The sequence below is a fragment of the Aeromonas sp. 159 genome, from assembly GCF_963862045.1.
In the GTDB taxonomy this organism is placed as follows: domain Bacteria; phylum Pseudomonadota; class Gammaproteobacteria; order Enterobacterales; family Aeromonadaceae; genus Aeromonas; species Aeromonas veronii.
Map to the genome: position 1 here is coordinate 1 of NZ_CAWLMI010000041.1, position 26467 is coordinate 26467.

General features: G+C 57.4%; 19 protein-coding genes. 7 read left to right on the forward strand and 12 right to left on the reverse strand.

Going from position 1 to position 26467, the window contains the following annotated elements:
• A partial coding sequence (locus AACR14_RS08735; protein ID WP_019445873.1) for a lipoprotein-releasing ABC transporter permease subunit occupies window positions 1-1140 on the reverse strand: 1140 nt, incomplete at its 3' end.
• A gap of 76 nt (window positions 1141-1216) precedes the next feature.
• On the opposite strand from AACR14_RS08735, the gene AACR14_RS08740 reads away from it, so the two are divergent.
• Both AACR14_RS08740 and mfd read left to right on the forward strand, forming a co-directional pair.
• Window positions 1217-1792 carry a hypothetical protein gene (locus AACR14_RS08740; RefSeq protein WP_005351323.1) on the forward strand — a complete coding sequence of 192 codons (576 nt, stop codon included), beginning with the start codon at window positions 1217-1219 and terminating at the stop codon, window positions 1790-1792.
• 55 nt (window positions 1793-1847) lie between these two features.
• Window positions 1848-5315, forward strand: coding sequence for a transcription-repair coupling factor (gene mfd / locus AACR14_RS08745; RefSeq protein ID WP_019445874.1), 3468 nt, complete (start codon window positions 1848-1850; stop codon window positions 5313-5315).
• 100 nt (window positions 5316-5415) lie between these two features.
• Here the strand turns inward: mfd and fbp are convergent, their stop codons facing one another.
• Window positions 5416-6450, reverse strand: coding sequence for a class 1 fructose-bisphosphatase (gene fbp, locus AACR14_RS08750; RefSeq protein ID WP_005336993.1), 1035 nt, complete (start codon window positions 6448-6450; stop codon window positions 5416-5418).
• 382 nt (window positions 6451-6832) lie between these two features.
• Between fbp and AACR14_RS08755 the strand changes: the two genes are divergently transcribed.
• A complete protein-coding gene (locus AACR14_RS08755; RefSeq protein WP_019445875.1) occupies window positions 6833-8449 on the forward strand; it encodes a peptide ABC transporter substrate-binding protein in 1617 nt (538 codons plus the stop codon).
• 103 nt (window positions 8450-8552) lie between these two features.
• Here the strand turns inward: AACR14_RS08755 and AACR14_RS08760 are convergent, their stop codons facing one another.
• From AACR14_RS08760 to sixA, 3 genes are all read right to left on the reverse strand, one after another.
• A complete protein-coding gene (locus tag AACR14_RS08760; protein ID WP_019445876.1) occupies window positions 8553-9470 on the reverse strand; it encodes a DMT family transporter in 918 nt (305 codons plus the stop codon).
• Window positions 9471-9634: 164 nt separating this feature from the next.
• Window positions 9635-9841, reverse strand: coding sequence for a DUF1107 domain-containing protein (locus AACR14_RS08765; protein WP_005336998.1), 207 nt, complete (start codon window positions 9839-9841; stop codon window positions 9635-9637).
• Between the two features lie 133 nt (window positions 9842-9974).
• Entirely contained in the window at window positions 9975-10442 is a 468-nt protein-coding gene (gene sixA, locus AACR14_RS08770; protein ID WP_005351311.1) for a phosphohistidine phosphatase SixA, read from the reverse strand.
• Window positions 10443-10604: 162 nt separating this feature from the next.
• On the opposite strand from sixA, the gene AACR14_RS08775 reads away from it, so the two are divergent.
• Window positions 10605-13391, forward strand: a complete 2787-nt coding sequence (locus AACR14_RS08775; protein WP_019445877.1) for an insulinase family protein — start codon at window positions 10605-10607, stop codon at window positions 13389-13391.
• Window positions 13392-13722: 331 nt separating this feature from the next.
• Here the strand turns inward: AACR14_RS08775 and AACR14_RS08780 are convergent, their stop codons facing one another.
• Window positions 13723-14370 (reverse strand): thiopurine S-methyltransferase, encoded by a 648-nt coding sequence (locus tag AACR14_RS08780; protein WP_005337003.1) that lies wholly within the window; start codon window positions 14368-14370, stop codon window positions 13723-13725.
• 283 nt (window positions 14371-14653) lie between these two features.
• Window positions 14654-16024, reverse strand: coding sequence for a leucine-rich repeat-containing protein kinase family protein (locus tag AACR14_RS08785; RefSeq protein WP_019445878.1), 1371 nt, complete (start codon window positions 16022-16024; stop codon window positions 14654-14656).
• Window positions 16025-16344: 320 nt separating this feature from the next.
• Here AACR14_RS08785 and AACR14_RS08790 point away from each other — a divergent pair, with 320 nt between their 5' ends.
• Entirely contained in the window at window positions 16345-17109 is a 765-nt protein-coding gene (locus AACR14_RS08790) for an SDR family oxidoreductase (protein ID WP_019445879.1), read from the forward strand.
• Between the two features lie 51 nt (window positions 17110-17160).
• Entirely contained in the window at window positions 17161-17988 is an 828-nt protein-coding gene (locus tag AACR14_RS08795) for a bifunctional transcriptional activator/DNA repair enzyme AdaA (RefSeq protein WP_019445880.1), read from the forward strand.
• Between the two features lie 236 nt (window positions 17989-18224).
• Here the strand turns inward: AACR14_RS08795 and AACR14_RS08800 are convergent, their stop codons facing one another.
• The 5 genes from AACR14_RS08800 to AACR14_RS08820 form a co-directional block, all read right to left on the reverse strand.
• A complete protein-coding gene (locus AACR14_RS08800; protein ID WP_019445881.1) occupies window positions 18225-20066 on the reverse strand; it encodes an NACHT domain-containing protein in 1842 nt (613 codons plus the stop codon).
• Between the two features lie 341 nt (window positions 20067-20407).
• Window positions 20408-20680: a hypothetical protein gene (locus AACR14_RS08805; RefSeq protein WP_005337011.1), complete on the reverse strand. Its 273-nt coding sequence runs from the start codon at window positions 20678-20680 to the stop codon at window positions 20408-20410.
• A 379-nt stretch (window positions 20681-21059) separates the two neighbouring features.
• Window positions 21060-22649, reverse strand: a complete 1590-nt coding sequence (gene guaA / locus AACR14_RS08810) for a glutamine-hydrolyzing GMP synthase (RefSeq protein WP_019445882.1) — start codon at window positions 22647-22649, stop codon at window positions 21060-21062.
• Window positions 22650-22733: 84 nt separating this feature from the next.
• The gene (gene guaB, locus AACR14_RS08815) at window positions 22734-24197 is read right to left on the reverse strand and encodes an IMP dehydrogenase (RefSeq protein WP_005360033.1); all 1464 of its coding nucleotides are present in this window, start codon (window positions 24195-24197) and stop codon (window positions 22734-22736) included.
• Between the two features lie 444 nt (window positions 24198-24641).
• Entirely contained in the window at window positions 24642-25193 is a 552-nt protein-coding gene (locus AACR14_RS08820; RefSeq protein ID WP_019445883.1) for a cytochrome b, read from the reverse strand.
• Between the two features lie 290 nt (window positions 25194-25483).
• On the opposite strand from AACR14_RS08820, the gene xseA reads away from it, so the two are divergent.
• Window positions 25484-26467: exodeoxyribonuclease VII large subunit (gene xseA / locus AACR14_RS08825; protein ID WP_019445884.1), on the forward strand; the 984-nt coding region annotated here is incomplete at its 3' end.

A 26467-nucleotide genomic window follows, 5' to 3' on the forward strand; every position in this document is an offset into this window, starting at 1 on the left:
AATGGTGATGACCTGAGCCGGCTCGACAATCACCGGCAGGCCACTGCCGCCAGCCGCCATATAGAGGTTGAGCCCCACCGCATTGAGCAGAGGGTTGAGACCCAGGGAGAGCGCAAGGCCCGCCAGTCCGCCAAACAGGGCGCCAATCACCCCGCTGGAGGCGCCGAGCACCATGAAGATTTTGACGATCCCCGATTCACTCATGCCCATGGTGCGCAGGATGGCCACTTCGCCCTCCTTGTCCGTTACCACCATCACCAGCGCGGAGAGGATGTTGAAGGTAGCGACGGCGATGATCAGCACCAGCATCAGCCCCATCATCCGTTTTTCCATGGCGACCGCCTGGAACAGCTCGCCCCGCTCGCGGCGCCAATCCTGCCACAGCAGCCCATCCGGCAACGGTGTCTTGATCACCTCGTCAGCGGCAAAGGGATCATCGAGCCAGAGGCGAATGCCACCGACGGTTTCTGGCGGCAGACGCAGCAACCTCTGGGCATCCCCCAGGGCGATCAGCGCAATCTGGTTATCCACATCGGCGCCGACCCCGAAGATACCGGAGACGGTAAAGACGCGCTGGGCCGGTACCCGGCCAAACGGGGTGAAGCGGGTCCCTTCGGTCAGGATCAGGCGAACCTGATCGCCGATGGAGACATTGAGGCGACGTGCCACCCCCTGCCCCAGCACGATGCGGTAGTGACCCGCCTGCAGGGTATCGAGGCGCCCCCCCAGCATCTGGCTATGGAGGATGTCATCCTTGGGCCACTGCGCAGGGTCAATCCCCTGCACGCTCACCCCGGTCAGCTGGCCTGGGCTTTGCAGCATCCCTTCGCTGTCGAGCATGGGGGCCGAGGCGACCACATGGGGTAATTTGGCCAGATCCGGCAAGCCTTGCGGGTCTGCATCAATACGGCCAGCCTGGTTGGTCACCACCACATGGGGGATCACCCCGAGGATGCGCCCTTTGAGCTGCCCTTCGAAACCGTTCATTACCGAAATGACCACCATCAGGGCGGCAACCCCGATGGCGATGCCAAAGGTAGAGAACAGGGAGATAAATGAGACGAAGCGATTGCTGCGCTTCGAGCCTGCATAACGCAGGCCGATGGCCAGCGAAAGGGGCTGAAAAAGTCCGGTCTTCAAGGATATGTACGTTGCCAACAAAATAAGATACCGGATAATAAAGGGAAACCGTCCATGACAACAAGGGATAGCCTCCATGCAGGAACAGTTCTTCAGCGTCACTCATGCCACGCCGGTCAATGTGATCCCCATGCCGGCCGACTTCCACCTCCCCTCGCTGGAGGAGCTGGACGCTGAGCTGCCGGAGCCCTTTCGGATCTCTTCGGCCATTACCTCCATCGATCTGGTGACCACCCGCCTGCTGCGCAACCAGAACGAGTCGATGCACGATCTGATCGAGATCGTCAATCAGCAGTCCCGCAAGATCGACATGATCATGGGCTATGTGCTCTCCCTGCAGGACCATCCGGAGCAACGCTTTCACACCCTGCGCTTCGGGGCTGGCCAACTCACCTACCTGCACCCCTATCATGATCACGGGGATGCGCCGCACCTGCACCAGATCGTCCGCCTCAAGATCTTCCTGCGGGAAGAGGCGGCCGCTATCTACTGCTATGGCCAGGTCAAACAGCTCGACGGCGGTGAACATGGCACCCATGTGCAGCTCGACTATGTGCGGATCCGCGAAGATGACCGTGAACTGCTGGTTCGTGCCAGCCTCCACGTGCAATCGAAGCAGCTCAAGCTGCGCGCCCAAGAACGTCAGCGCTAACCATAGCGAACGTCGCGATAGATAACGTCAACGTTAAAAGAATCGAATCATGCCAATGACACTCCCCGCCTTGCCCGCCAAAGCGGGCCAAAAGATCACGCTCGGCCAGCTGGTCGGCAGCAGCCTCTCGCTGATTGCAGCCCGTCTCACCAGTGAAGCCAAGGGACCGGTACTGCTTATCACCGCCGATACCCCGAGCGCCCTGCGCCTAGAGCAGGAGTTACAGTACTTGCTGGCAGACAAGCAGCTAGCCGATCAGTCCGCCCCCGTATTGCTGTTCCCCGATTGGGAGACCCTGCCCTACGACACCTTCTCTCCCCATCAGGACATCATCTCCCAACGGCTCGAGACTCTCTACAAGCTGCCGCAGATGAGCAAGGGGGTGCTGATTGTCCCCATCTCCACCCTGATGCTGCGCTGTGCCCCCCGGGTCTATCTCGACAAATACAGCCTGATGGTGAAGGCCGGTCAGCGCCTCAATCTGCAACAGCTGCGCGGCCGCCTGGCCGAGGCGGGTTACGTGGCGGTGGATCAGGTGCTGGAACATGGCGAATTTGCCGCCCGCGGCTCCCTGCTCGATCTCTTCCCCATGGGCAGCAGCAGCCCCTATCGCATCGACTTCTTCGACGATGAAGTGGACTCCATCCGCCCATTCGATCCCGAAACCCAGCGCTCCAGCGAACCGGTCAAGACGGTCAGCCTGCTGCCCGCCCGAGAATACCCCACCGACGAGGCGGCCATCGAACTGTTTCGCGGCCAGTTCCGCGAGCAGTTCGAGCTGTCGCGGGCCGAGGGCTCCGTCTATCAGGAGGTGAGCAAGGGGCGTTGGCCCGCCGGCATCGAGTATTATCTGCCACTCTTCTTCAACCAGACTGCCAGCCTGTTTGACTACCTGCCGGAAGATACCCTGCTGCTCACCGTGGGGGATATCTACCCCGCCGCCCAACGTTTCTGGAACGACATCGGCCAGCGCTATGAAGACAGACGCTGGGACAACACCCGCCCCCTGCTACCCCCGGCCCAGCTCTATCTGCCGGTGGAGCAGCTCTTTGCCGCCCTCGGCCAATATGGCGCGGTGCGGCTGCAAGAGGCCGCCACTGCGGGCGATGCAGGTCAGCACGATCTGCCCATCTCGGCGCTGCCGGATCTGCAACTCGATCACAGCAAGGAACAACCCCTGCTGGCGCTCAACCAGTTCCTGCAAGGCTTTGCCGGGCGCACCCTGTTTGCGGTGGAATCCGAAGGGCGACGGGAGGTGCTCGGCGATCTGCTGGCGCGTATCTCGCTGCAACCTAAAGAGTTCCCCTCCCTCGACGCCTTTATGGCGAGCCCGGATCGCCACGGCCTGCTGGTTGCACCCCTTGAGCGTGGCTTCCTGTGGCAGGAGGCCGGTCAGGATCCATTGGCGCTGATCACCGAGACCGAACTGCTGGGCGGCAAGGTGCGCAGCAAGCGGGCGCGAGAGAAGAGCAAGAACCTGAGCTCCGATGCGGTGATTCGCAACCTCGGCGAGCTGACTCAGGGTCAGCCGGTGGTCCATCTGGATCACGGGGTCGGCCGCTATCTGGGGCTCGAAACCATCGACGCCGGTGGTCTGCCCACCGAGTTTTTGACCCTCGAATATGCTGGCGGCGACAAGCTGTTCGTGCCGGTTACCAGTTTGCACCTTATCAGCCGCTACACCGGTTCTGATAACCCGCCCAGCCACAAGCTCGGCGGTGAAGCCTGGAGCAAGGCGCGGCGCAAGGCGGCGGAGAAGGTGCGCGACGTGGCAGCCGAATTGCTGGATGTCTACGCTCATCGCGCCGCTCGCGCCGGTTTTGCCTTCAAGCACGACAAAGAGGCCTATCGCCAGTTTGCCGCCAGCTTCCCGTTCGAGGAGACCGACGATCAGCTCAACGCCATCAATGCGGTGCTGGGGGACATGTGTCAGGCCAAGAGCATGGACCGACTGGTGTGTGGCGACGTAGGTTTCGGCAAGACCGAAGTGGCGATGCGGGCGGCGTTTGTGGCCGTCCACGGCGGCAAGCAGGTTGCCGTGCTGGTGCCCACCACCCTGCTGGCGCAACAGCACTACGACAACTTCCGCGACCGCTTCGCCAACTGGCCGGTGCGGGTCGAGGTGCTGAGCCGCTTCCGCTCCGCCAAGGAGCAGAGCGCTGTGATGAAGGAATTGGCCGAAGGCAAGGTGGATATCATCATCGGCACCCACAAGCTGCTCGGCTCCGAGCTCACTTTCAAGGATCTGGGGCTGCTCATCGTCGATGAGGAGCACAGATTCGGGGTGCGCCAGAAGGAGAAGATCAAGGCGCTGCGGGCCGATGTGGATATCCTCACCCTGACCGCAACCCCCATTCCGCGCACCCTCAACATGGCGATGTCGGGCATGCGGGATCTCTCCATCATCGCCACCCCGCCCGCCAAGCGACTCGCCATCAAGACCTTCGTACGCCAACACGAACCGGCGGTGGTACGCGAGGCTGTGCTGCGGGAATTGAAGCGTGGTGGTCAGGTTTACTACCTGCACAACGATGTCGAGAGCATCGAGAAGTGCGCCGCCGATCTTGCCGAATTAGTGCCAGAGGCCCGCATCGGCATCGCCCACGGCCAGATGCGCGAACGTGACCTTGAGCGGATCATGTCCGACTTCTACCACCAGCGCTTCAACCTGCTGGTCTGCACCACCATCATCGAGACCGGTATCGACGTTCCGAGCGCCAACACCATCATCATGGATCGGGCGGATCACCTGGGATTGGCCCAGCTGCACCAGCTGCGGGGCCGGGTTGGCCGCTCCCACCATCAGGCCTATGCCTACCTGCTCACCCCCCATCCCAAGCTGATGACCAAGGATGCGGCCAAGCGGCTGGAGGCGATCGCCTCGCTGGAAGATCTCGGCGCCGGTTTTGCGCTGGCGACCCACGATCTGGAGATCCGTGGCGCAGGCGAACTGCTCGGCGACGATCAGAGCGGCCAGATTGAATCGGTCGGCTTCACCCTCTATATGGAGATGCTGGAGCAGGCGGTCGAGGCACTGAAAAATGGCAAGGAGCCATCGCTGGAGCAGCTGATGAGCCAGCACACCGAGGTAGAACTGCGCCTGCCTGCGCTGCTGCCGGATGACTATATTCCGGACGTCAATATGCGCCTCTCCATGTACAAGCGGATCGCCAGCGCGGCAGACGAGCAGGAGCTGCGGGAGCTGAAAGTGGAGCTGATCGACCGCTTTGGCCTCTTGCCGGAGGCGACCAAAACCCTGCTGGAGCTGGCCGCCTTCCGCCAGCGTGCCACCGCCCTTGGCATTCGCCGGGTGGAGATGAGCGAGCGCGGTGGCTATCTCGACTTCACCCAGGAGACCAAGGTCAATCCGGCCTATCTGGTCAAGCTGCTCTCCAGCCAGCCAAGGGTCTACAAGATGGACGGGCCGACCCGGCTGCGTTTCCAGGTACCGACCCAGGATCGCGCCATGCGCCTGAAACTGGTGGATGGTTTGCTGGCTGATCTGGCCAACAACAGCCTGTGAATATCTGCAACACTGGCGGCGAGCCAGAGAGATAATGCCAACTAAAACGGGAGCCATATCGGCTCCCGTTTTTTATTTGCTATCTGACTACTGCGTACGTTCAGCCCTGGTTGGCTGGATCCTCATGGGCGGAGAACTCGCGCATAAAGGCCTCGGCCCGCTCCACCATCTTGGTCGAGCCAACAAAGTAAGGGGTACGCTGGTGCAGCGCGGTGGGCTGGATATCCATGATCCGGCCAAAACCGTCAGAGGCCTTGCCACCAGCCTGCTCTACCAGAAACGCCATCGGGTTGCACTCATAGAGCAGGCGCAGCTTGCCGTTCGGCGAGTTGGTGCCGGACGGATAGATGTAGATGCCGCCCTTGAGCAGGTTGCGATGGAAATCAGAGACCAGGGAGCCGATATAGCGGGAGGTGTAGGGTCTGTGGGTCGCTTCGTCGCGCTCCTGACAATATTTCAGGTACTTCTTCACCCCGTCCGGGAACTTGATGTAGTTACCCTCGTTGATGGAGTAGATCTTGCCCTCTTCCGGAATGCGGATGTTCTCGTGGGAGAGGCAGAAGCAGCCGATGGAGGGGTCGTAGGTAAAGCCGTTGACGCCAAAACCTGTGGTGTAGACCAGCATGGTGGAGGAGCCGTAAACCACATAACCGGCGGCGACCTGACGGTTGCCCGGCTGCAGGAAGTCCTCCAGCGTAACCGGCGAACCTTGCGGGCTCAAACGGCGGTAGATGGAGAAGATGGTCCCGACCGAGACGTTGACGTCGATATTGGAGGAGCCATCGAGCGGGTCGATCAGCACCACATACTTGGAGTTTTTGGAGAGCGGTGAGTCAAAGGCGACGAAGTCCTCTTCCTCTTCCGAAGCCATGCCGCACACCTCGCCGCGCGCTTCCAGCGCCGCCTTGAAGCGTTCGTTGGCGTAGACATCCAGCTTCTGCTGCACCTCGCCCTGTACGTTTTCAGCGCCCATGGAACCGATGATATCCGCCAGTCCCGCCTTGTTGATCTCCCGGTTCACCACCTTGGCAGCAAGGCGGATCGAGCTGAGCAACGAGGTCAGCTCGCCGGTCGCGGTAGGATAATCCGCCTGCTTTTTGACGATGAACTCACCCATGGTGATCATGTTTCGCATTTTTGTTCCTTTAGATCGCATCCGTTGGCATTGAAAACGTTTGCAGGCGTCGGCAAAAAAAATGCCGATCACCGGCGGCCTTGATTTGTAACCTAATGTAACGTCTGTTTTTTGTTTTTGCAGCGAATTAAGCGGCCTATTAAATAGGCTATTTCGCCTCATGTTATGGTAAAAGGCGCTTTTTATTCGGTTTCATTCGATAAGTTTCGGCCCCTTAATTCGTGGCAATAACCTGCTGCGAGCCATGATCCGACTGGCCTTGGGACATTAAAAATGGAGTCTGATGGGCCTGCCGTTCCCTCAGCCATTGCCTCTTGAGATCCGATCGCCAATCCAGCACACTGATTTCGCTTTGGAAGCAAATAAAACTCAAGGATTATCAATGAACAAGACTCTCATTGCCGGCATGGTAGCCGGACTGTTTGCCCTTCCCGCCTGGGCTGCCCAGGTGCCTGCCGGTACCAAGCTGCTGCCGGATGCCCAACAAATCTACGTGACCAATATCGGCACCGAACCCACCACCATCGACCCCCAGCTGGTAGAAGAGACCGCCGGTAGTGCCATCGTCAACGATCTGTTTGAAGGGCTCTATGAGCTGGATAATACCGGCAAGATCAAGCCAGCAGGTGCCGTCAGCTACGACATTGACAAGACAGGTACCGTCTACACCTTCAAGCTGAGGCCCGAGGCCAAGTGGTCAAACGGTGAACCGGTCACCGCCGCCGATTATGTCTACGGCTGGCAACGGGCGGCCGATCCCAAGACGGCCTCCAACTACGCCTGGTTTATCGAGTTGACCGGAGTGGTCAATGCAAGCGAGGTGACCCAGGGCAAGAAGAGCCCGTCAGAGCTCGGGATCAAGGCGCTCGATGACCACACCCTGCAGGTCACCCTGAAAAATCCGGTCCCCTTCTTCCTGAAGACGCTTGCCCACTACACCACGTTCCCGGCCCCCAAGGCCACCATTGAAAAGTTCGGTAAGGATTGGGTCAAACCGGGCAATATCGTCTCCAACGGTGCCTTTGTGCTCAAGGAATGGACCCCCAACGAGCGGCTGAGTGCCGAGCGCAATACCCACTACTGGAACAACCAGCATACCGTCCTGAACAAGGTGGTCTATCTGGAGATCGTCTCGGAAACCGCCGCCTACAACCGCTATCGCACCGGTGAACTGCACTACACCACTTATCCGCTGGAGCAGTACAAACAGCTCAAGAGCAAGAGCCCGGAAGAACTGGTCAGCGTCCCCACGCTGGCCAGCTATTACTATGTCTTCAATACCCAGCGCAAACCGTTCGATGACCCGAAAGTACGCAAGGCGCTCTCGCTCGCCATCGACCGGGAGACCATCACCGACAAGATCCTGGGACAGGGACAAATTGCCGCATATAGCTTCACGCCCCCCATTGTGGACGGTTTTGAATTGAAAAAACCGGCCAGCCAGCTGCAGAGCAAAGAGGAGCGGATCAAGCAAGCCAAAGCCCTGTTGGCCGAAGCGGGATATGGCCCGGACAAGCCACTCACAGTGGACATTCTCTACAACACCAACGAGAGCCACAAAAAGATTGCGCTGGCCGTCTCCTCCATGTGGAAACACAACCTGGGGGTCACTGCCACCCTCAACAACATGGAGTGGAAGACCATGGTCTCGGCACTCAACGAGGGGGATTTCGGGGTTAGCCGCTATGGCTGGAACGGGGATTATAACGATGCCTCCACCTTCCTCGATATCATGACCTCCAGCAGCAGTGCCAACAGCGGCAAGTGGTTCAACAAGGAGTACGACGCCCTGCTGGCCAAGGCCCACGACTCGCTGGATCCCGCTGAACGCAATGCCCTGTATCAACAGGCAGAGGCACTCATTGATGCGGATGCCCCCATCGCCCCCATCTATTTCTCGGTCAAATCAAGGTTGCTCAAGCCTTTCGTGAAAGGCTATCCCCACCTTAACCCGCAGGATGTGGTCTACAGCAAGGAGCTCTATCTGGTTGCCCAGTAACCGGCTAGGAAGATGTAACCATAAAAAAGCGCCTGCATTGCTGCAGGCGCTTTTCATTGGCGGCCAAGCAGGCCATTGGGCCTACTTACACCTTCACGCAAGATTACTCTTCGGGACAGGGTGCCAGCACCACCCGGCGGCGCCCCATCACCACCGGACGAACCAGCAGCTGTGCCAGCAAGACACCGAGCAGGGTCAGACCGCCCCCGATCAGGTGATAGCTGGTCAACCGCTCACCCAGCAGGGTGATGGCAAGGCCAGCCGTCATCACCGGCAGCAGGTTCATAAAGATGGCGGTACGGTTGGCACCGAGCAGGGCGATACCCTGCATCCAGAGCCAGGGTGAGAGCGCCGAAGTGGGGATACCGGCATAGAGGATCAGCCACAGGGCCCGCCCATCAGGCCACTGGCCATCCACCAGCAAAAAGAAGGGGGTCAGGATCACCACACTGCAGATCACCTGACCGTAGAGCAGCGACCAGTTGTCGAGCCCCAGATCCCACTTCTTGAGCAGCACGCTGTAAAGGGCATAAGTACCGGCCGAGATCAGCATATAGACAGAGCCGATATGAATGCCTTGGGTAAACAGCCGGGTCGGATCCCCCTGCCCCAGCAAGATAGACAAGCCAAGGATGGAGAGCAGCGCCCCCAGCACGGCGCCCCAGGTGGGCCGCTCGCGCAGCAGCCAGATGCTGAACAGCACGGTCAGCAGCGGCGTCAGTCCCATCATCAACCCCATCTCGGTGGCTCCCAGGGTTTGCGCCGCGTAGTAACCAAAAGTCTGGTTGAGCACCATGCCCAGCGAAGCCAGCATGGCGATCTGCCAAAGGCCAGCGCGCAGACGGGCACGCGCACGCCATACCCGACGGGCCAGAAACGGGCTTAATACCAGCGCAGCCACCACCCAGCGCGACCAGGCCAAGGCTGCGGGGGACAACGCACCAACCGCCAGTTTGCTGACGATGCCATTGCCAGCCCAGATGGCAATGCAGGAGAAGAGAAACAGAAAGGCAAGGGGCATGAGAGGAGCCAGACCGAAGAGACAACAGCGGGCCAGTATAGGGGGCGATGGAAGATAAACAAAGGTGTGGGCCTGAACAGCCACATGGTGAACGCCAGTAGCCAGAAACAAATATGCCCGCAAAAGTGCGGGCATATCAGTGCAGAAACAGGTTCAGAAGCGCATCACGCGGCATCCATGTGCAGTCTTGAGATCAGCTCGTTGACCTCGGTGACTGTCTGGCGATGGGGAATATCCGCCGGATTCGGCATCAGCAACAAACCGGATTGGAAATCAAACCGCCCCCGACCATGGATGTAAATCCGACCTTTAAAGAAGGTTTTGACATGCTTTGCCACCATCAGTGGCAGGTACTTCTTGAACACTCTCATCGTTTGCAACCTCTTGCAGTTGTATCCGTATGACAGCAGCTTCTGCGAATTAATTCCGTAAAGTATTTATAAAAATCCGGAAAACTCGCCCATCTCTTCCCAAAAAATTCAATCTATAACTTTTTATTAACTTTTAGCCTATTGTATGCGGCCCTTCGAGCCAGAGCAAGGCTCCTTTGCCATCGTGCCACTCGATACAAGCGATCCCCGAGGTGGCGAACATGGGTGCTCCTGCTGCCGGGCAGAGGCTTTGCACCAGATAACCCACCAGCGGCAGATGGCTGACCATCAGGATCTGGTCATGTTGCTGCGCCAAAGTGGTGAGGTAGCTGGCCACGAAAGCGGGATCACCGTAAGGGGTAATGTCGCCACTCTCTTCAACGGCTGCTGCGTCAGGTAATTCACTGCATATGGCTTGCCAGGTCTGACGTGCCCGCAGATAGTTGCTGTGGATCACCCGATCCAGCGGGCCAATCAGCTGAGGCGCCAGCCAGCGGGCCATCTGGATAGACTCTTCAATACCCTGCTCGGTCAATGGACGCTGTTCATCTGTTTTCGCATTCATGCCAGCCTGGCCATGACGCATGATATAGATCTTCATTACAACCTCGCCCAACGGGCCTGTTTTGATAGCCGGGGAATCTTACCCCGCCACGGGTGTGGAAACAATTGCGCTACCTCTCAGAAAAGGGTTTGCCTGACGGGATAGCGGGGTCGATAATCATGTTTAAATTCAAATAAATCCAACGTGAGTCACACGCCAATGAGCCCATATGCCAGTCCCAATGACCATCGGCAATACCATTTTCTGGAGCTGGCCAACCGGCTCAGGGTCTTGTTGATTTGTGATCCCGACACAGACAAATCTGCCGCCTCGCTGGCGGTCAATACCGGCCATTTTGACGATCCCGCCGACCGGCAGGGAATGGCCCATTTTCTGGAGCACATGCTGTTTCTCGGCACCTGCACCTACCCCAAGCCTGGTGAGTACCAGCAATTTATGAGCCGTCATGGCGGCAGCAACAACGCCTGGACCGGTACCGAGTTCACCAACTTCTTCTTCGAGATCGACAACGGCTTCTTCGAAGCGGGGCTGGATCGCTTCTCCCAGTTCTTTATCTGCCCCACCTTTGATCCGGAGTGGGTGGACAAGGAGCGCAACGCGGTCGATTCCGAGTATCGCCTCAAGCTGCAGGACGACATGCGCCGCAGCTATCAGGTGCATAAAGAGACGGTCAACCCGGCGCACCCCTTCTCCAAGTTCTCGGTGGGCAACCTCGATACCCTGGCCGATCTGCCGGGACGGGATCTGCGCTCCGACCTTATTCGTTTTTACAAAAGCCACTACAGCGCGGATCGCATGGCGTTGGTGATGATCTCGCCGGAATCCATCGATACCCAGTTGCAGTGGTGCTGTCGCTACTTTGCTCCCATTTTGAATCGCAATTTGGGAACCCCGACCCTCACCATGCCACTCTACCGGCTCGATGATCTCGGCGTGCGCATCCACATCAATCCGGTCAAGGAGACCCGCAAGCTGTCGCTCAGCTTCCCCTTGCCCAATGTGGACGCGTTTTACGACAAAAAGCCCCTCACCTTCCTGAGCCATCTGATTGGTTATGAGGGGGATGGCAGCCTGCTCTCCCTGCTCAAGGCGAAAGGCTGGGTCAATCAGCTCTCGGCGGGCGGTGGCATCAGCGGCGCCAACTTCAAGGATTTTGGCGTCAACTTTGGCCTCACTCCTCTGGGCCTTGAACATGTGGACGACATCCTCGCCGCCCTGTTTGGCTATCTGAAACTGATTGGCCGCGAAGGGCTGCAGAGCTGGCGCTATGACGAAAAACGGACCGTGCTCGAATCGGCGTTTCGCTTTCAGGAGCGCGGCCGCCCCCTCGATACGGTGTCGGGGCTGGTGCTCAACCTCTTTAGCTACAAACCTGAGGATCTGCTCTACGGCGACTACATGATGCGCGAATATGACGAGGGGCTGATCCGCCGCTTCCTTGCCAAGCTCACCCCACACAACCTGCGCATCACCATCACAGCGCCGGAAGTAGCGACCGATCGGCTGGCCCGCTGGTATCAGACCCCCTACAGCGTGGCGACCATTACCGAGGCCGAGAAAATTCGCTGGCAGCAGAGCGAGCCGGATCCGGCGCTGGCGCTGCCCAAACCCAACCCCTTTATCAGCAGTCGGCTCGATCCGCGCACGCCAGAGCTTGCCGCCGACATGCCCGCCTGCCTTATCGATCGCCCCGGTTTTCGCCTCTGGCACCTCCATGAGCACCTGTTCAGCGTGCCCAAGGGCAATCTCTACATCTCCATCGACAGCGAACATGCGGTCAAAAATCCGCGCAATATCGCCATGGCGCGCCTCGCCGTGGAGCTGTTGGCCGACCACCTCAACGCTCTCACCTATCCAGCGGAGCTGGCGGGGCTGGGTTACCAGATCTATGCCCATCAGGGGGGCTTTACCATCAACCTGAGCGGCTTTGCCGACAAGCAGCCGCTGTTGCTCGACATGATCCTCGGCAACCGCACCCTGGGGTATCCGGATCCGGGTCGCTTCGCCGAGATCAAGGAGCAGCTCATTCGCAACTGGGATAACCAGTCCAAGGCGCGCCCCATCTCCCAGCTCTTTAACCAGCTCACCAGTTTGCTGCAACCGAACAACCCGCCGTTCGAGCAGTTGCTGCGCCACCTGCGCACCGTCGAGCTGGAGGAGATGCCCGGCTTCGTGGCCCAGCTGTTTGGCGAGGTGCATGTCGAGGCATTGGTGCATGGCGACTGGACTGCCGCCGAAGCACTGGAGCTGGCCGCCCTGATGGAGCGCCACCTGAGCGACATCAATGGCACCAGCAGCAAGCCGAGCGGCGAGACCCGTCGTCCGCTCATCTCCATTCAGGACAGGGGCACCCTTATTCGCGAACAGGGTTGCGATCACGAAGACTCGGCACTGCTGGTCTACTACCAGTCCCGCACCACCCGGGCGCGGGATCTCGCCTGCTTCACCCTGGCAAACCACATCATGTCCTCCACCTTCTTCCACGAGCTGCGTACCCGTCAGCAACTGGGGTATGTGGTGGGCGCCGGTAACCTGCCCCTCAATCGCCACCCAGGCCTGATCTTCTATATCCAGTCGCCGGTGGCGGGGCCGCAGATCCTGCTCGATGCGGTGGAGGAGTTTATCGACCTCTTCCCGCTCGCCATGCTCGAATTTACCGAGCAGCAGTGGCAAGAGAGCAAAGCGGGGCTGCAAGCCCAGCTGAGCGAGCGGGATGCCAACCTGCGCAGTCGCGGCCAGCGGTTGTGGGTCAGCATCGGCAACAAGGATCTGGGGTTTGATCAGCGGGAACGGGTCTGCGACGAGGTGGGCAAGTTGAGCCGCGCCGATCTGGTGCGCTTTATCACCCAACTGCGCTCGCGCACCTCCGATCGGCTGATCCTCTGCAGCTATGGTCAGGGGCACGAACATGACGAGCGGATCACCGGCCAGTTTATCGACGACCCGCGGGCATTTCGGCTCAATGCCGCCACCTTCGAGGCCTGATCAGGCCTCGACATCCCCAGTTTTTCCTGCCCACAGCAAATCGCAGGCAATAAAAAGCCGACCCATCAGGGTCGGCTGGAAAAACCATAACAATTGCGACCGAAGCCGCCAAAAGTGAACATGAGCGTGAAAATCAGACACTGAGTTGCTGATCAGCAAGCGGGAAAGACCCGATACTCGCTTTGCAATGCCAACAGTGATTGAGAAACAGCCTCATATTAGGCACTCCCCCCGCCAGTCACGTTGATCTACGTCAAAGGAGGTAGCGAAGAGCGCACAGCCCGACAATTTGTCGGCGCAGATCGCCCTTTGGCCGCCCATTAGCTGCCCGTTAACCCCGGCGAACCAGCCGGTAGGCTACCTCATCGAAGTAGGAGAGCTGACCCGACAACACCCGCGGGTGATCCACCTCGGCGGCGCGCCCCAGCACCTCGATACGAAAGTCCCGTTCAAACAGCGCCCGCACCTCCATCTCTCCCACCGAGAAGGGGGGCTGACTCTGCTGCTCCGGCTGATATTCGAGGGTCACCAGCAGGATCTGGCCACCGGTCTCGACCAGTGAACTGATCAGGGCCGCATACTGGCGACGCATCGCGGTCGGCAGGGCGATCAGCGCCGCACGATCATAGACCAGCCGGTAACGGCGGCCCAGACTGGGGGCGGCGAAAAAATCCCCCTGAAAAATGCGCAGGCTGTCCACCTGATGGCACTGATAAGGGCCCACTTCGCTCACGGTCGCGGCGAGCTGGTTTTCACTGAAGAACTGGCTGACGGCAAGGCTCGATAACTCGAAACCGTCGACCGGATGACCCTGAGCGCTCAGCCAGAGCATGTCGCGGGACTTGCCGCACAGAGGAACCAGCACCGGCTCGTCCGCTTGCTGGGCTGACCACCAGGATTGCAGCCAGTGGTTGAAGTCCGCCTGATGAAAGCCAATCCGGTTCTCTTCCCAACGCTGATGCCAAAACGCAGCTTCCATCGTTATTACCCTTCTGTACTAAAGATGCCTCAATATCACAACTTAACCGGCACCGCGCAACCCTCTGCCCTTCCCTTTTTGCCACGCAGCCTCTGCCTGTTATCGGGCGAATGACGGGACGTCACCTTGCCGTGCGCTTCGCTGTCGCAATCGGCGCTACTGGATACGTTTATGACGGGCAGAGGCATACCAACCCATGCAAAAACGTCATGGGTGTATGGCGATGAATGAATAAAAGGAATGACGTTGGCAAGCCAAAACGTGCCTGCCAACGCCAAAAAGATCACGACAGCGTGGCGCGAGCGGCCGCCAGCTGACGCTCGATATAAGCAAAATCGGGACGATCGGCGGGGAGTTCCGAGAGGCAGGCCGCTTTGAGCTGATGCAACCTATCGAGCGGTGAGTCTTGCGTATCGCAATGGGCCAGCAGCTCTTCCAGCAGGCAACCAAAGGCGCGCACTTCCAACCGCTGAAGGCCCACGGCCCGCTCGCGGTCGCTGCGGTCATATAAAGAAGCCGCACCAAAATCCCCCAGCAGGGCGCGAGCCGGTGCGTCAGACCCACGGGCAAACAGAATATTGTGGCCGTAGAGATCCCCGTGCATGATGCCCGCGCGGTGCAGATGGCCCGCCACCGAGGCAATGCCGTGGGCCATCGCCAGCGCATCCGGCACACTCAGATGCAGCCCCTCGGGATAGACATCCCGGGTGCAGGAGTCCAGGCTCGGCGGCCCGGCCAGATTGGCAAAGGCCGGGTCGATCAGCTCCATCACCAGCGCCGGAATGCCGGAGGGGTGATCCGCCACCTTGCCTATCACCTTGATAAGGTTGGGATGAGTGCCCGCCGCCAGCGATGCCGCCATCTCGCAGCGGGGCAGCCCGTCGCTGGTCACCGCCCCCTTGAACAGCTTGACAGCCACCTGACTGGCATCGGTTCTGCCGCTCGCCTGAGTCACTTCATCAGCAGGATTACCCACAAGGGTGGCGCGATGGATAACGCCGGATGCCCCCTGCCCCAGCAGCTCGCCCAGCGCCAGCGTCTCCCAGGCAAGAGGCGTGACATGGGCATCATCGATGGCCCGCGCCTCCACCCCTTCGCTAAAGGGGTTACCGGAGTAGGCAAGCCAGGAAAGGCGCGGCAGCGAGAGCAGCCACTCGGGGAAGCGCTCAATGCGGTTGGCGGCGATGCGCAGCAACTCAAGATTGCGGCAGTTGGCAAGGCTCGCGGGCAGCTCGCGCAGACGGTTGCCCGCCAGCATCAGCTTTTGCAGAGCGTCGCACTGGCCCAGCTCATCAGGCAGCTGCTCAATTGCGTTATCGGTCAGGATCAGCCAGCGCAACCCCGCAGGCAGCGCCTTGGCCGAAACTGTGTCGATCTGGTTGGCCTTAAAGCCCACCATGGTGAGCGCAGGACAGCATCCCAGCACCTCGGGCAGCTCGGTAAAGCGGTTCTCGGAGCAGAAGATGATGCGCAGTTTGCCAAACCCGGCCAGCTCGTCGGGGAGCGTGCTCAGCTGGTTGCCGGTGAGATCCAGCACCTCCAGCGTCTCTTTCAGGCTCAAAATCTCGTGGGGGAAAACCGCGAGGTTTTCAGAGAGCTTCAGATGGCGGGCACCGCACAGTTCACCTGCGCGCAGCTGTTCCAGAGTATGCATAACCGTTTCTCAATCCTGATGACCTGTCTGATGGTGTAGCCAGCCATCAGCGCGCCGAACCCGGGTTCGGCGATTTTAAAGGGGGGCATTATAAAGAATTCGGGGCTCAGTTCGCCCCTTTTGTTGCCACGAAGGCCTGTATCGACATGTAGCAAAACGAGTTGGAGAGAAAGAGAGCAAGATTCGGGTCGTTCCAGCGAGGAGTGGTTGCCATAGTGCGGGTCAAACCCAAGTCGGTTGGAACCTATTGGAGTTCCAACCCACAGCCAACCTTGTGAGCCACTTAGCTGGCGCACAACACACTCAGCGAGGGAACTGCCATGTCATTACTGTCCAACAAGGTCGCCATCATCACCGGCGCCAGCTCCGGCATCGGCCGCGCCAGCGCCATCCTGTTTGCCCGTGAAGGGGCCAGCGTCGTCGTCGGTGCCCGCCGCCAACCCGAGCTGGATCTGCTGGTGGAGGAGATCCGCCATGAGGGGGGCCAGGCGGTGAGTCTGGCGGGAGATGTGAAAAGCGAGAGTTACGCCCGCGCCCTAGTGGATCTCGCGCTAACCCGTTTCGGCGGGCTCGATATCGCCTTCAACAACGCCGGTACCACAGGCACGCCGGGTAGCGTAGAGCAGCTTGAGCTGACGCAGTGGCAGGAAACGCTGGATACCAACCTCACCAGCGCCTTTGTGGGTGCCAAGTATCAGATCCCCGCCATGCTGGCGCGTGGCGGCGGCTCGCTTATTTTTACCTCTACCTTTGTCGGCCATACCCTGGGGCTGCCCGGCATGGCGGCCTATGCCGCGAGCAAGGCGGGCCTCATCGGCCTGACCCGGGTGCTGGCCGCCGAGTATGGGGCACAAGGGATTCGGGTCAACGCCCTGCTGCCGGGGGGCACCGACACTCCCATGGGGCGGGCTTTTGCCAATACGCCAGAGAGCCTCGCCTTTGTGCAGAATATGCATGCCCTCAAACGGCTGGCCCAACCGGAGGAGATCGCCCGCTCGGCCCTTTATCTCGCGTCCGATGCATCCAGCTTTACCACCGGCATTGCCCTGCTGGCCGATGGTGGGGTATCAATTTGTCGCACATGACCTTGTCGCCCCCAACACACTGCGACCGCAAACTTATCGTGAGAGCGCCTTATGTCTGATTACGCCCGCATCGCCGATGCCATCCGCTTTATCGCAAGTCAGGTGGAGCACCAGCCCACTCTGGACGAGATAGCGGCGCACGTGCACTTAAGTCCCTTTCACTTCCAGCGGCTGTTCAGCCGCTGGGCCGGAGTGACGCCCAAACGCTATCTGCAGGTGCTGACTCTGGAGCGGGCCAAGGCGCTGCTGCAGGAGTCGCGCCCGCTGCTTGAGGTGGCCGATACCCTGGGCCTTAGCAGCGGCTCGCGGCTCTACGATCACTTCGTGCAGCTCGAAGCGGTGACGCCGGGCGAGTACAAGCAGCGCGGGGCCGGGCTGGTTATCGATCACGGGGTGCACGACACCCCCTTCGGTCAGGCATTCGTCGCACTGACCCAGCGGGGGGTGTGCAACTTCTCGTTTCTCGATGAAAAGGCCCCAGAGGTGCCGCTGGCCACCCTCGCCCGCAACTGGCCAGAGGCAGAACTTAGGGAGGCGCCATCACGCACCCAAGGGGTCATCAACACCATGTTCGATGGCAGCAAGGCGCCGGATCGCCCCATCTCCTTGCACGTGAGCGGCACCAACTTTCAGATCAGCGTCTGGCGGGCGCTGCTGCAGATCCCGCCCGCCAAGGTGGTGAGCTACGCCCAGGTGGCGAACGCCATCGGCAATCCCAAGGCCGCCCGCGCCGTGGGTCTGGCGGTGGGCGCCAACCCCGTCGCCTTGATGATCCCCTGCCACCGGGTCATCCAACAAAACGGCAAACTCGGCGGCTATCACTGGGGCGAGATCCGCAAACAGGCGATACACGCCTGGGAAGCGGCGAGGTATGAGTGAACCTGGCCTTTTCTGTTCGCCCTGATGGGGGAGAAACAGAACTGTTGGTGGTGAGTCAGCAGATAATCAGGCAGCGCCAAACAGCGTGCGGCGATATAAAGCCGGAAGATCAGAAGAATTCGGGGCGCAGATCGCCCCTGTTGTTGCTTTGGTTACGGGGCACGGCGTTCAGTCCCCCCTGCGGATTAACGAAACGCGCAGGGGGCAATGAAATTGTTAATACCCCTATAAGCGACTTATCCGAACAAAAGTTCAGATAACTCGCTTTGCTTATTAGCATACTTTTCATGTAAGGATGCCAATTTCTCTCTCGCAAAACTCAAATTGCTTTTAACATGACCACAACAATTAGACTCATATATTAAATCTGTTATCTCTGGTGAGATAGATGATGGCTCTTTTAAACTAATTAAGTCCCCACCATCCTCACCATTTTCAAGAATATATGCGATCAGTTTCATCTCAGCAGCTTTAATATTTTCGGAGTCATCGCTGACAACTTTATTTTTTCTGTAGTTACGAAGCTCAGTTCCATATAATCTATATAGTATATGAATGAAACGGGCATGGTCGCCCTCTCGACTGTAAAGCCTATATGCTACACCATATTTCCCTTCATCATCATAGGTTGTTAAACCTTGATATAGCATTGACAGAAGAATGACATTACCATATTTATTATCTTGAATAACAGACAATTCATCCGTCATGCTTTTTAGACGAGGCATAACCCATTCCTGCTCTAACAAATCTTGGTTTATGTCAAAAACCATTGTAATAACATCATCCCTGTCATTTACACATGCAATTTTATCGATTATTTTAAATTTATTACTAGATGCATAATTAACTATAAAGATAGCTGTAAAATACTCTTGAAAGGAACGATGCGTGAAAGTAAACCCATTTCCGTCACGTTGCATAAAACATACTGTATCGAGCAAGTCATTTAAAAAGAGATTTATATCCGAGTTAATACCAGATACTTTTATAGCGTTCGTTAAATATTTTCTCACCTCTTCATCTGAGAAGTAATATTTCCTATCTGCGTAACTAACTATTGAAAATGCAGCTAATAGCTTTTTGAAATCATCAAGAGGTAGGCCAGAGAAAGACTTCCTTTTATATAAACTCTTGAGTGAGTCATGTTTGTTAAACAGAGTTAAGAATGCTTGTTCATAAAACAAATGTATTTTATTGGGGATTTCGGCAATTTGCTCATATGTAAGGAGCATCATTGTTAACAGCAATGGATTACTGGCAAAGCTTTCGTGCTTCTCAAATAACTCCAGATCTAAAACCTCTAAGAACTTACGCTTTACTTTTCTATCATAATCAAGTTTGCTGATCAGACTCTTTGCCTTTTCCTTATCGAGAGGAAGAACTTTATATACGTAAAACTCCTCCCAAGAATGAAAGCGGTTATCTGGACGACTGGAAAGCAATAACAATATATTATGATATTTCGATGCCATATTGACAATTTCCTTTTCGTATTTATCTCTCAGCTCATTGTTTAACTCATCAAAACCATCAAATATTAATAATACCTTTCCTAATGTTAATGCATAGTCTAGCTGTATTTTAGTAAAGGTAGGTTCTATTTCATTTAATGTCTTGAGTATGAAGTCAAATAATGTTGTATCAGAATCAGTATTCAAGTGCCTTAATTCAACAAATACAGGAAATATTCCAATGGATTTTTCAACCAAGTCTAAAAAAACACTTTTACAAAAAGTTGACTTCCCAGAACCTGCCGTCCCAGAAATAACAACCCTTCTGTTTTCCTGAAGTGTATTAATAAAATCAACTTCCTGAATCGTCACAGAAAAGTCCAGTTCAAGGTCAGTTCTTACATAAAAGTCTTTAATGTTTACTGGAGCATTTCGATACAATATAGTTTTTGTCTTTGAGTATCGTTCATAACTTCTATTTATATACCTTGAAAAACATGAATTCAAAGTAACCTTTAGCTTATCTTTTGCCTCAGATGTTAACTTTTCAACTCCATCAAAAATTGGCTTTGCAAACTGCTTAACCAATTCAACAGAAATTGAGTTTAAATCCAATTCTTTCACAAGACCTCCTATAAAAGCACACGTAATTTAAATTGAAATCAACCCTATAATTAGCTCGATATTATCTATATATTACTTTGTTTAATCTAATATTTTATAAATACATAAATGTTGCTATGTTAGCAATAACACCTAATTATACAAATAACAAACTTTAGATATGTGAACTAAGTGGCATTCAACGTGAGTATCAGATTTATTTCATATGACTGAACAGTAGTTAATCACTTATTACTCTTACAAGTAATAAGAAAGACGCCCTAAGGCGTCTTTCTTATTTCTAGTTGTTAGAGCAAACCGGTTAGGGGATCTCCCCCTCCCCACCTTGCCCCACCACCCAATCAAATCGGGGTAATGGAGGTGATATGGGCATCCCCGTCCAGTGATTTGAAGATCTGTACCACGGCTTCGCCATGGATCGGTTTGGCAAGCGGCACAGTGCTCTTGCACTTGAAGCGGTAGTTGGTGCCAGCCACCACTTGAGTGGAGACTTCAAAGGGTACGTACTGCACCCCGACAAATCCTTTCAGCGCCTGATCAAATACCGCCTGATCCTCGGCGGTCAGCTTGTGATATGCGGTCCATCCACCCACCAACACTGCTTGTTCTGACATATCAAACTCTCCGTGCTCTATGATCCCGACTCGTTTGGCCGTTCGGGCTGCGCCCCGTTGATTCAAGTGGTTTCCGGTCTCCACCGGGGTGTCATCACTGCCGGTTGGCGCGATGACGATGAGCAAATTTGCGCAGCTATCTGCAACTGGATCAGCCCTCCCCCCAGCCACGAGCCGCTGTTGACAGCAGGCTCAATTGGCATGAGAGAGCCTAGTGCGGGATGGCAAAAATGCCCCTGTCACATATGACAGGGGCAAGGTGGCGAAAAAGCTGCTCGAAAAAAGAAGATGTGTTGCGCAAACGATTGAGAAAAGAAAAGACGCCTCAAGGGCGTCTTTTTGCATTTTTATGCTCGAAGGGCAGAACGGCGCGAGCCGCTTATTCCCATTCGATGGTTGCAGGCGGCTTGCCGGAGACGTCGTACACCACGCGGGAGATACCGTTGATCTCGTTGATGATGCGATTCGATACGTGACCGAGGAAGTCGTACGGCAGGTGAGCCCAGTGGGCGGTCATAAAGTCGATGGTTTCGACGGCACGCAGGGCAATCACCCAGTCATATTTACGACCATCGCCCATCACGCCAACGGAGCGCACCGGCAGGAACACGGCGAACGCCTGGCTGACCTGGTTGTAGAGGTCGGCTTTGCGCAGCTCTTCGATAAAGACTGCATCGGCGCGGCGCAGAATATCGCAGTACTCTTTCTTCACTTCGCCAAGGACGCGCACGCCCAGACCCGGGCCCGGGAACGGGTGACGGTAGAGCATGTCGTAGGGCAGACCCAGCTCCAGACCAACGCGGCGCACTTCGTCTTTGAACAGCTCGCGCAGCGGCTCGACCAGACCCATCTTCATCTCTTCCGGCAGGCCGCCGACGTTGTGGTGAGACTTGATGACGTGGGCCTTGCCGGTCTTGCTGGCAGCGGATTCGATAACGTCCGGATAGATGGTGCCTTGCGCCAGCCACTTGGCGTTTTTCAGCTTTTTCGCTTCGTCGTCGAACACTTCAACGAAGACGCGGCCGATGATCTTGCGCTTGGCTTCCGGCTCGTCAACACCGGCCAGGGCGGAGAGGAAGCGCTCTTCGGCTTCAACCTTGATGATGTTCAGACCAAAGTGGTCACCAAACATCTCCATCACCTGCTCGCCTTCGTTCAGACGCAGCAGACCGTTGTCCACGAAGACGCAGGTGAGGCGATCGCCGATGGCGCGGTGCACCAGCATGGCGACCACGGAGGAGTCGACACCGCCGGAGAGGCCGAGGATCACTTCATCGTCACCCACCTGCTCGCGGATGCGGGCAACGGCGTCGTCGATGATGGTGGCCGGCGTCCAGAGGCATTCGCAGCCGCAGATGTCTTTGACGAAGTGCTCCAGCATGCGGGCACCCTGACGGGTGTGGGTCACTTCCGGGTGGAACTGCACGCCGTAGAAGCGCTTGGCCTCACACGCCATGGCCGCGTGGGGGCAGGTCGGGGTCTGGGCGATGGTGGTGAAGTCGGCCGGAATGGTGGTGACCTTGTCACCGTGGCTCATCCAGACATCCAGCAGGGCATTGCCGTTGTCGGCGATGGCATCTTCGATGTTGCGCAGCAGCGCACTACTCTTGCCAGCTTCGCCCAGCACTTCCACCTTGGCGTAGCCGAATTCACGCTCGGTGGAGGATTGCACCTTGCCACCCAGCTGCTCGGCCATGGTCTGCATGCCGTAGCAGATACCGAACACAGGGACACCGGCGTTGAACACATACTCGGGGGCGCGCGGGCTGCCCGCTTCGGTGACGGACTCGGGGCCGCCGGAGAGGATGATGCCGCTCGGATTGAATTCGCGGATCTGCTCTTCGGTTACGTCCCAGGCCCACAGTTCGCAGTAGACGCCGATTTCGCGCACACGGCGGGCGATCAGCTGGGTGTACTGGGAACCGAAGTCGAGGATAAGGATACGGTGCTGGTGAATGTCTTTAGTCATTTTATTCCTGCATCAGGCTGATGTTGTCACAAAGGGCACGGGATAAAAAAAGGGTGGAAAAACGGGGCGCAGGGCCCCGTTTTATCAGCCCATCCGATAGTTGGGGGCTTCTTTGGTAATGGTCACATCGTGGACGTGGGACTCTTTCATCCCGGCGCCGGAGATGCGCACAAATTCAGCTTTAGTGCGCATGTCGTCGATGGTGGCGCTGCCGGTCAGGCCCATGGAGGAGCGCAGGCCGCCCATCTGCTGATGGATGATCTCTTTGAGGCGACCCTTGTACGGCACGCGACCTTCGATGCCTTCCGGCACCAGCTTGTCGGCGGCGTTGTCGGTCTGAAAGTAGCGGTCGCTGGAACCTTTGGACATGGCGCCCAGAGAACCCATACCACGGTAGGATTTGAAGGAGCGACCCTGATAGAGCTCGATCTCGCCCGGCGCTTCTTCAGTACCTGCGAACATGGAGCCCACCATGACGCAGCTGGCGCCCGCGGCAATGGCCTTGGCGATGTCGCCGGAGAAGCGGATACCGCCATCGGCAATCACCGGAATACCGGTGCCTTCCAGCGCGTCAACGGCGTCGGAGATGGCAGTGATCTGGGGCACGCCCACGCCGGTCACGATACGGGTAGTACAGATGGAGCCCGGGCCGATACCGACCTTGACCGCATTGACACCGGCAGCAGCCAGCGCCTTGGCGCCTGCGGCGGTCGCCACGTTGCCACCGATGATCTGAAGATCCGGATAGGCGTCGCGAGTGGCCTTGATGCGATCCAGCACGCCCTGGGAGTGGCCGTGGGAGGAGTCGATCAGCAGCACGTCAACACCGGCTTCCACCAGCGCGGCGACGCGCTCTTCGTTGCCGGCACCGGCACCAACCGCAGCACCGACCCGCAGACGACCCTTGTCATCTTTACAGGCGTGGGGCTTGCGCTCGGCTTTCTGGAAATCTTTAACGGTGATCATGCCCTTGAGTTTGAAGTCGGCGTTCACCACCAGCACTTTTTCGATACGGTGCTTTTGCATCAGGGCAACCACCTCTTCGCGAGGGGCCCCTTCACGCACGGTGACCAGACGATCTTTCTGGGTCATGATCTGTTCAACGGTCTGGGAGAGGTCAATCACGAAGCGCACGTCACGGCCGGTGATGATACCGACCAGCTGATTGCCGTCAGTCACCACGGGGTAACCGGCGAAGCCGTTCTTGTGGCTCAGCTCCTTGATTTGGGCGATGGTCATGTCAGGGCGCACGGTGACGGGGTCAGTGACCACGCCGCTCTCGTACTTCTTGACCTTGCGCACTTCGGCAGCCTGCTGCTCGATGGACATGTTCTTGTGGATAAAGCCGATACCGCCTTCCTGGGCCAGTGCGATAGCCAGACGGGCTTCGGTCACTGTGTCCATGGCAGCGGAGATCATCGGGATGTTCAAGCTGATGGCGGAGGTCAGCTTGGTACGCAGATCGGCAGTATTCGGAAGAACTTCGGAGTGGGCGGGAACCAACAGTACATCGTCGAAGGTTAACGCTTCTTTGGCAATCCTGAGCATGGCAATATCTCACCGTTGAGGAAGTGGGGGTGTAAAATATTGCCGACGAAGTTTACTCACGCATTGGTCACTGGTAAAGAAGTTTTTTGAATTTTTTATGGCATAGCCCTCTTTTAGGCGGCCAAAACGCCAAAAAACCAAGATTATCAGTACGAAAAGCGCCATTTCGGGGCAAAAGAGTTGGCTAACCGGTGATTTATGCAAAACCGGTAGGTGCCGACGCAGCCTAACCCCCATGCAAAGGGATGATCGACAGGGGCTCAGGGGGCAAGCGGCCTCTGACCACCCTCCCCTTGTCTTGTGTCCTTGTATCGTCTCTTGCCCTCGCGGCGACCACTCGCACCGGTATCATTCTCTTCTCAATGTCCTTTGCTCGGGCTGGATAATAAATTTCGCCCGCTGCCAATATATATTTTCTGGCAAAACAAGGGTTGCCTCTCTTTATTATTTTCGCCCCACCATCCGCAGCAAGGTATTATCTTTATCCAGCAGATGATGTTTCAACGCCCCGACAATGTGCACCAGCAAAAATGTCAGCATGACATATGGCAAATATATATGGACTGTGTGAGCAATATCCCGAACGGATTCACTGAATGGAATCACATTGGCAGGATCATGGATATCTGGATTCATCGGGATAATAGACCAGCCAAATATCGCGACACCTCGGCCAGCCGCTGCGGAATAACAGAGACCAGACACCGGAATAAGCAGCGTTGAAATCAGCAACCCCCAGTGGATCGCCCTGGCTGCCAATGCCTCGTAAACAGGATATTGACGCACAGGCTCAGGCCACCCTCTAACAAGGCGGAGAATGGCGCGGGGCAGGATCAAGATCAGTGCAATCACCCCCAGGGATTTATGTAGGGCATAGAGATCCCATATTTCAAATTTCACCATCAGATAACCTACAAGGGTCAGGCCAATCATCAGCAAGGCAACCGACCAGTGCAGCAAACGGGTCGTCAAACTTAAACGGGTTGAGGGATTCATAAGCTACTCCAAACAGGGGGCGAGTGAACGTTGGTCAAAATGGTGGCGCCGTGAACATCAGCAGCACCTGAGATATCAACGGCATCTAGGCAAGCTGCAACGCGGCCAGATGCGGGCAAGCGCGAGGGCTTTTATCGGGAGCCATACTGCCTGCCCGGATAAACGGCAGCGTTTCCAATCTTGCTTTTCTGCTGCTGGCGCCGCCTGCTTAACGCCCTCCCCCTGTTTCGGGTTAAGATAGCGGCCATCGTTTTATCCCGGCTCCGCCGGGGCAGACCACAGGTACGCCTTTGAACCGATTTACCCCATCCAGTGCGGCGAGCGGCCGCGAGCAGCAGGTCTTTACCGTCACCCGCCTCAACAGCGCCGTGCGCATGATCCTGGAGCAGGATCTGGGGCTGGTGTGGCTGACCGGCGAGCTCTCCAATCTGGCGATGCCAAGCTCCGGCCACTGGTACTTCTCCCTCAAGGACATGTCGGCGCAGGTGCGCTGCGCCATGTTCAAGGGCAACAACCGGCGGGTGGCCTTCCGCCCGCAGGATGGCATGCAGGTGCTGGTTCAGGCGCGGGTCTCCCTCTATGAGCCGCGCGGCGACTACCAGCTGATCATCGAGTCGATGCAGCCGGCGGGCGACGGCGTATTGGCCCTGCGTTTTGAAGAGCTCAAGCGCCGCCTCGGCGCCGAGGGGCTGTTTGACGAAAGCCGCAAGCGGCCGCTGCCCCGTGAACCGCGGGCGGTGGGCCTTATCACCTCCGCCACCGGCGCGGCTTTGCACGATATGCTCACCGTGCTCAAACGGCGTGCGCCGGATCTACCGGTCTTTATCTACCCGACTCAGGTACAAGGCAGCGCCGCCATCAGCCAGATCGTCGCGGCGATCGCCAAAGCGAACCAGCGCGCCGAGGTGGATGTGCTGATCGTCGGCCGTGGCGGCGGGTCGCTTGAAGATCTCTGGTGCTTTAACGAAGAGGCGGTGGCGCGCGCCATTGCCCACTCCGCCATACCTGTGGTGAGCGCAGTGGGCCACGAGGTGGATGTCACCATCAGCGACTTTGCCGCCGACTTGCGCGCCCCTACCCCGTCGGCCGCCGCCGAGCTGGTGGCGCCAGACAATCAGGCCCGCATCCAGCGCCTCGCCCACCTTAAACAGCGACTGGTGCAGGCGATGAGCCGCCAGCAGACCGCCGCCCGCCACGATTTCATCCTGCTGCAAAAGCGGCTCGACCATCAGGATCCGAAGCGGCGGCTGGAGCAACAATCCCAGCGACTCGAC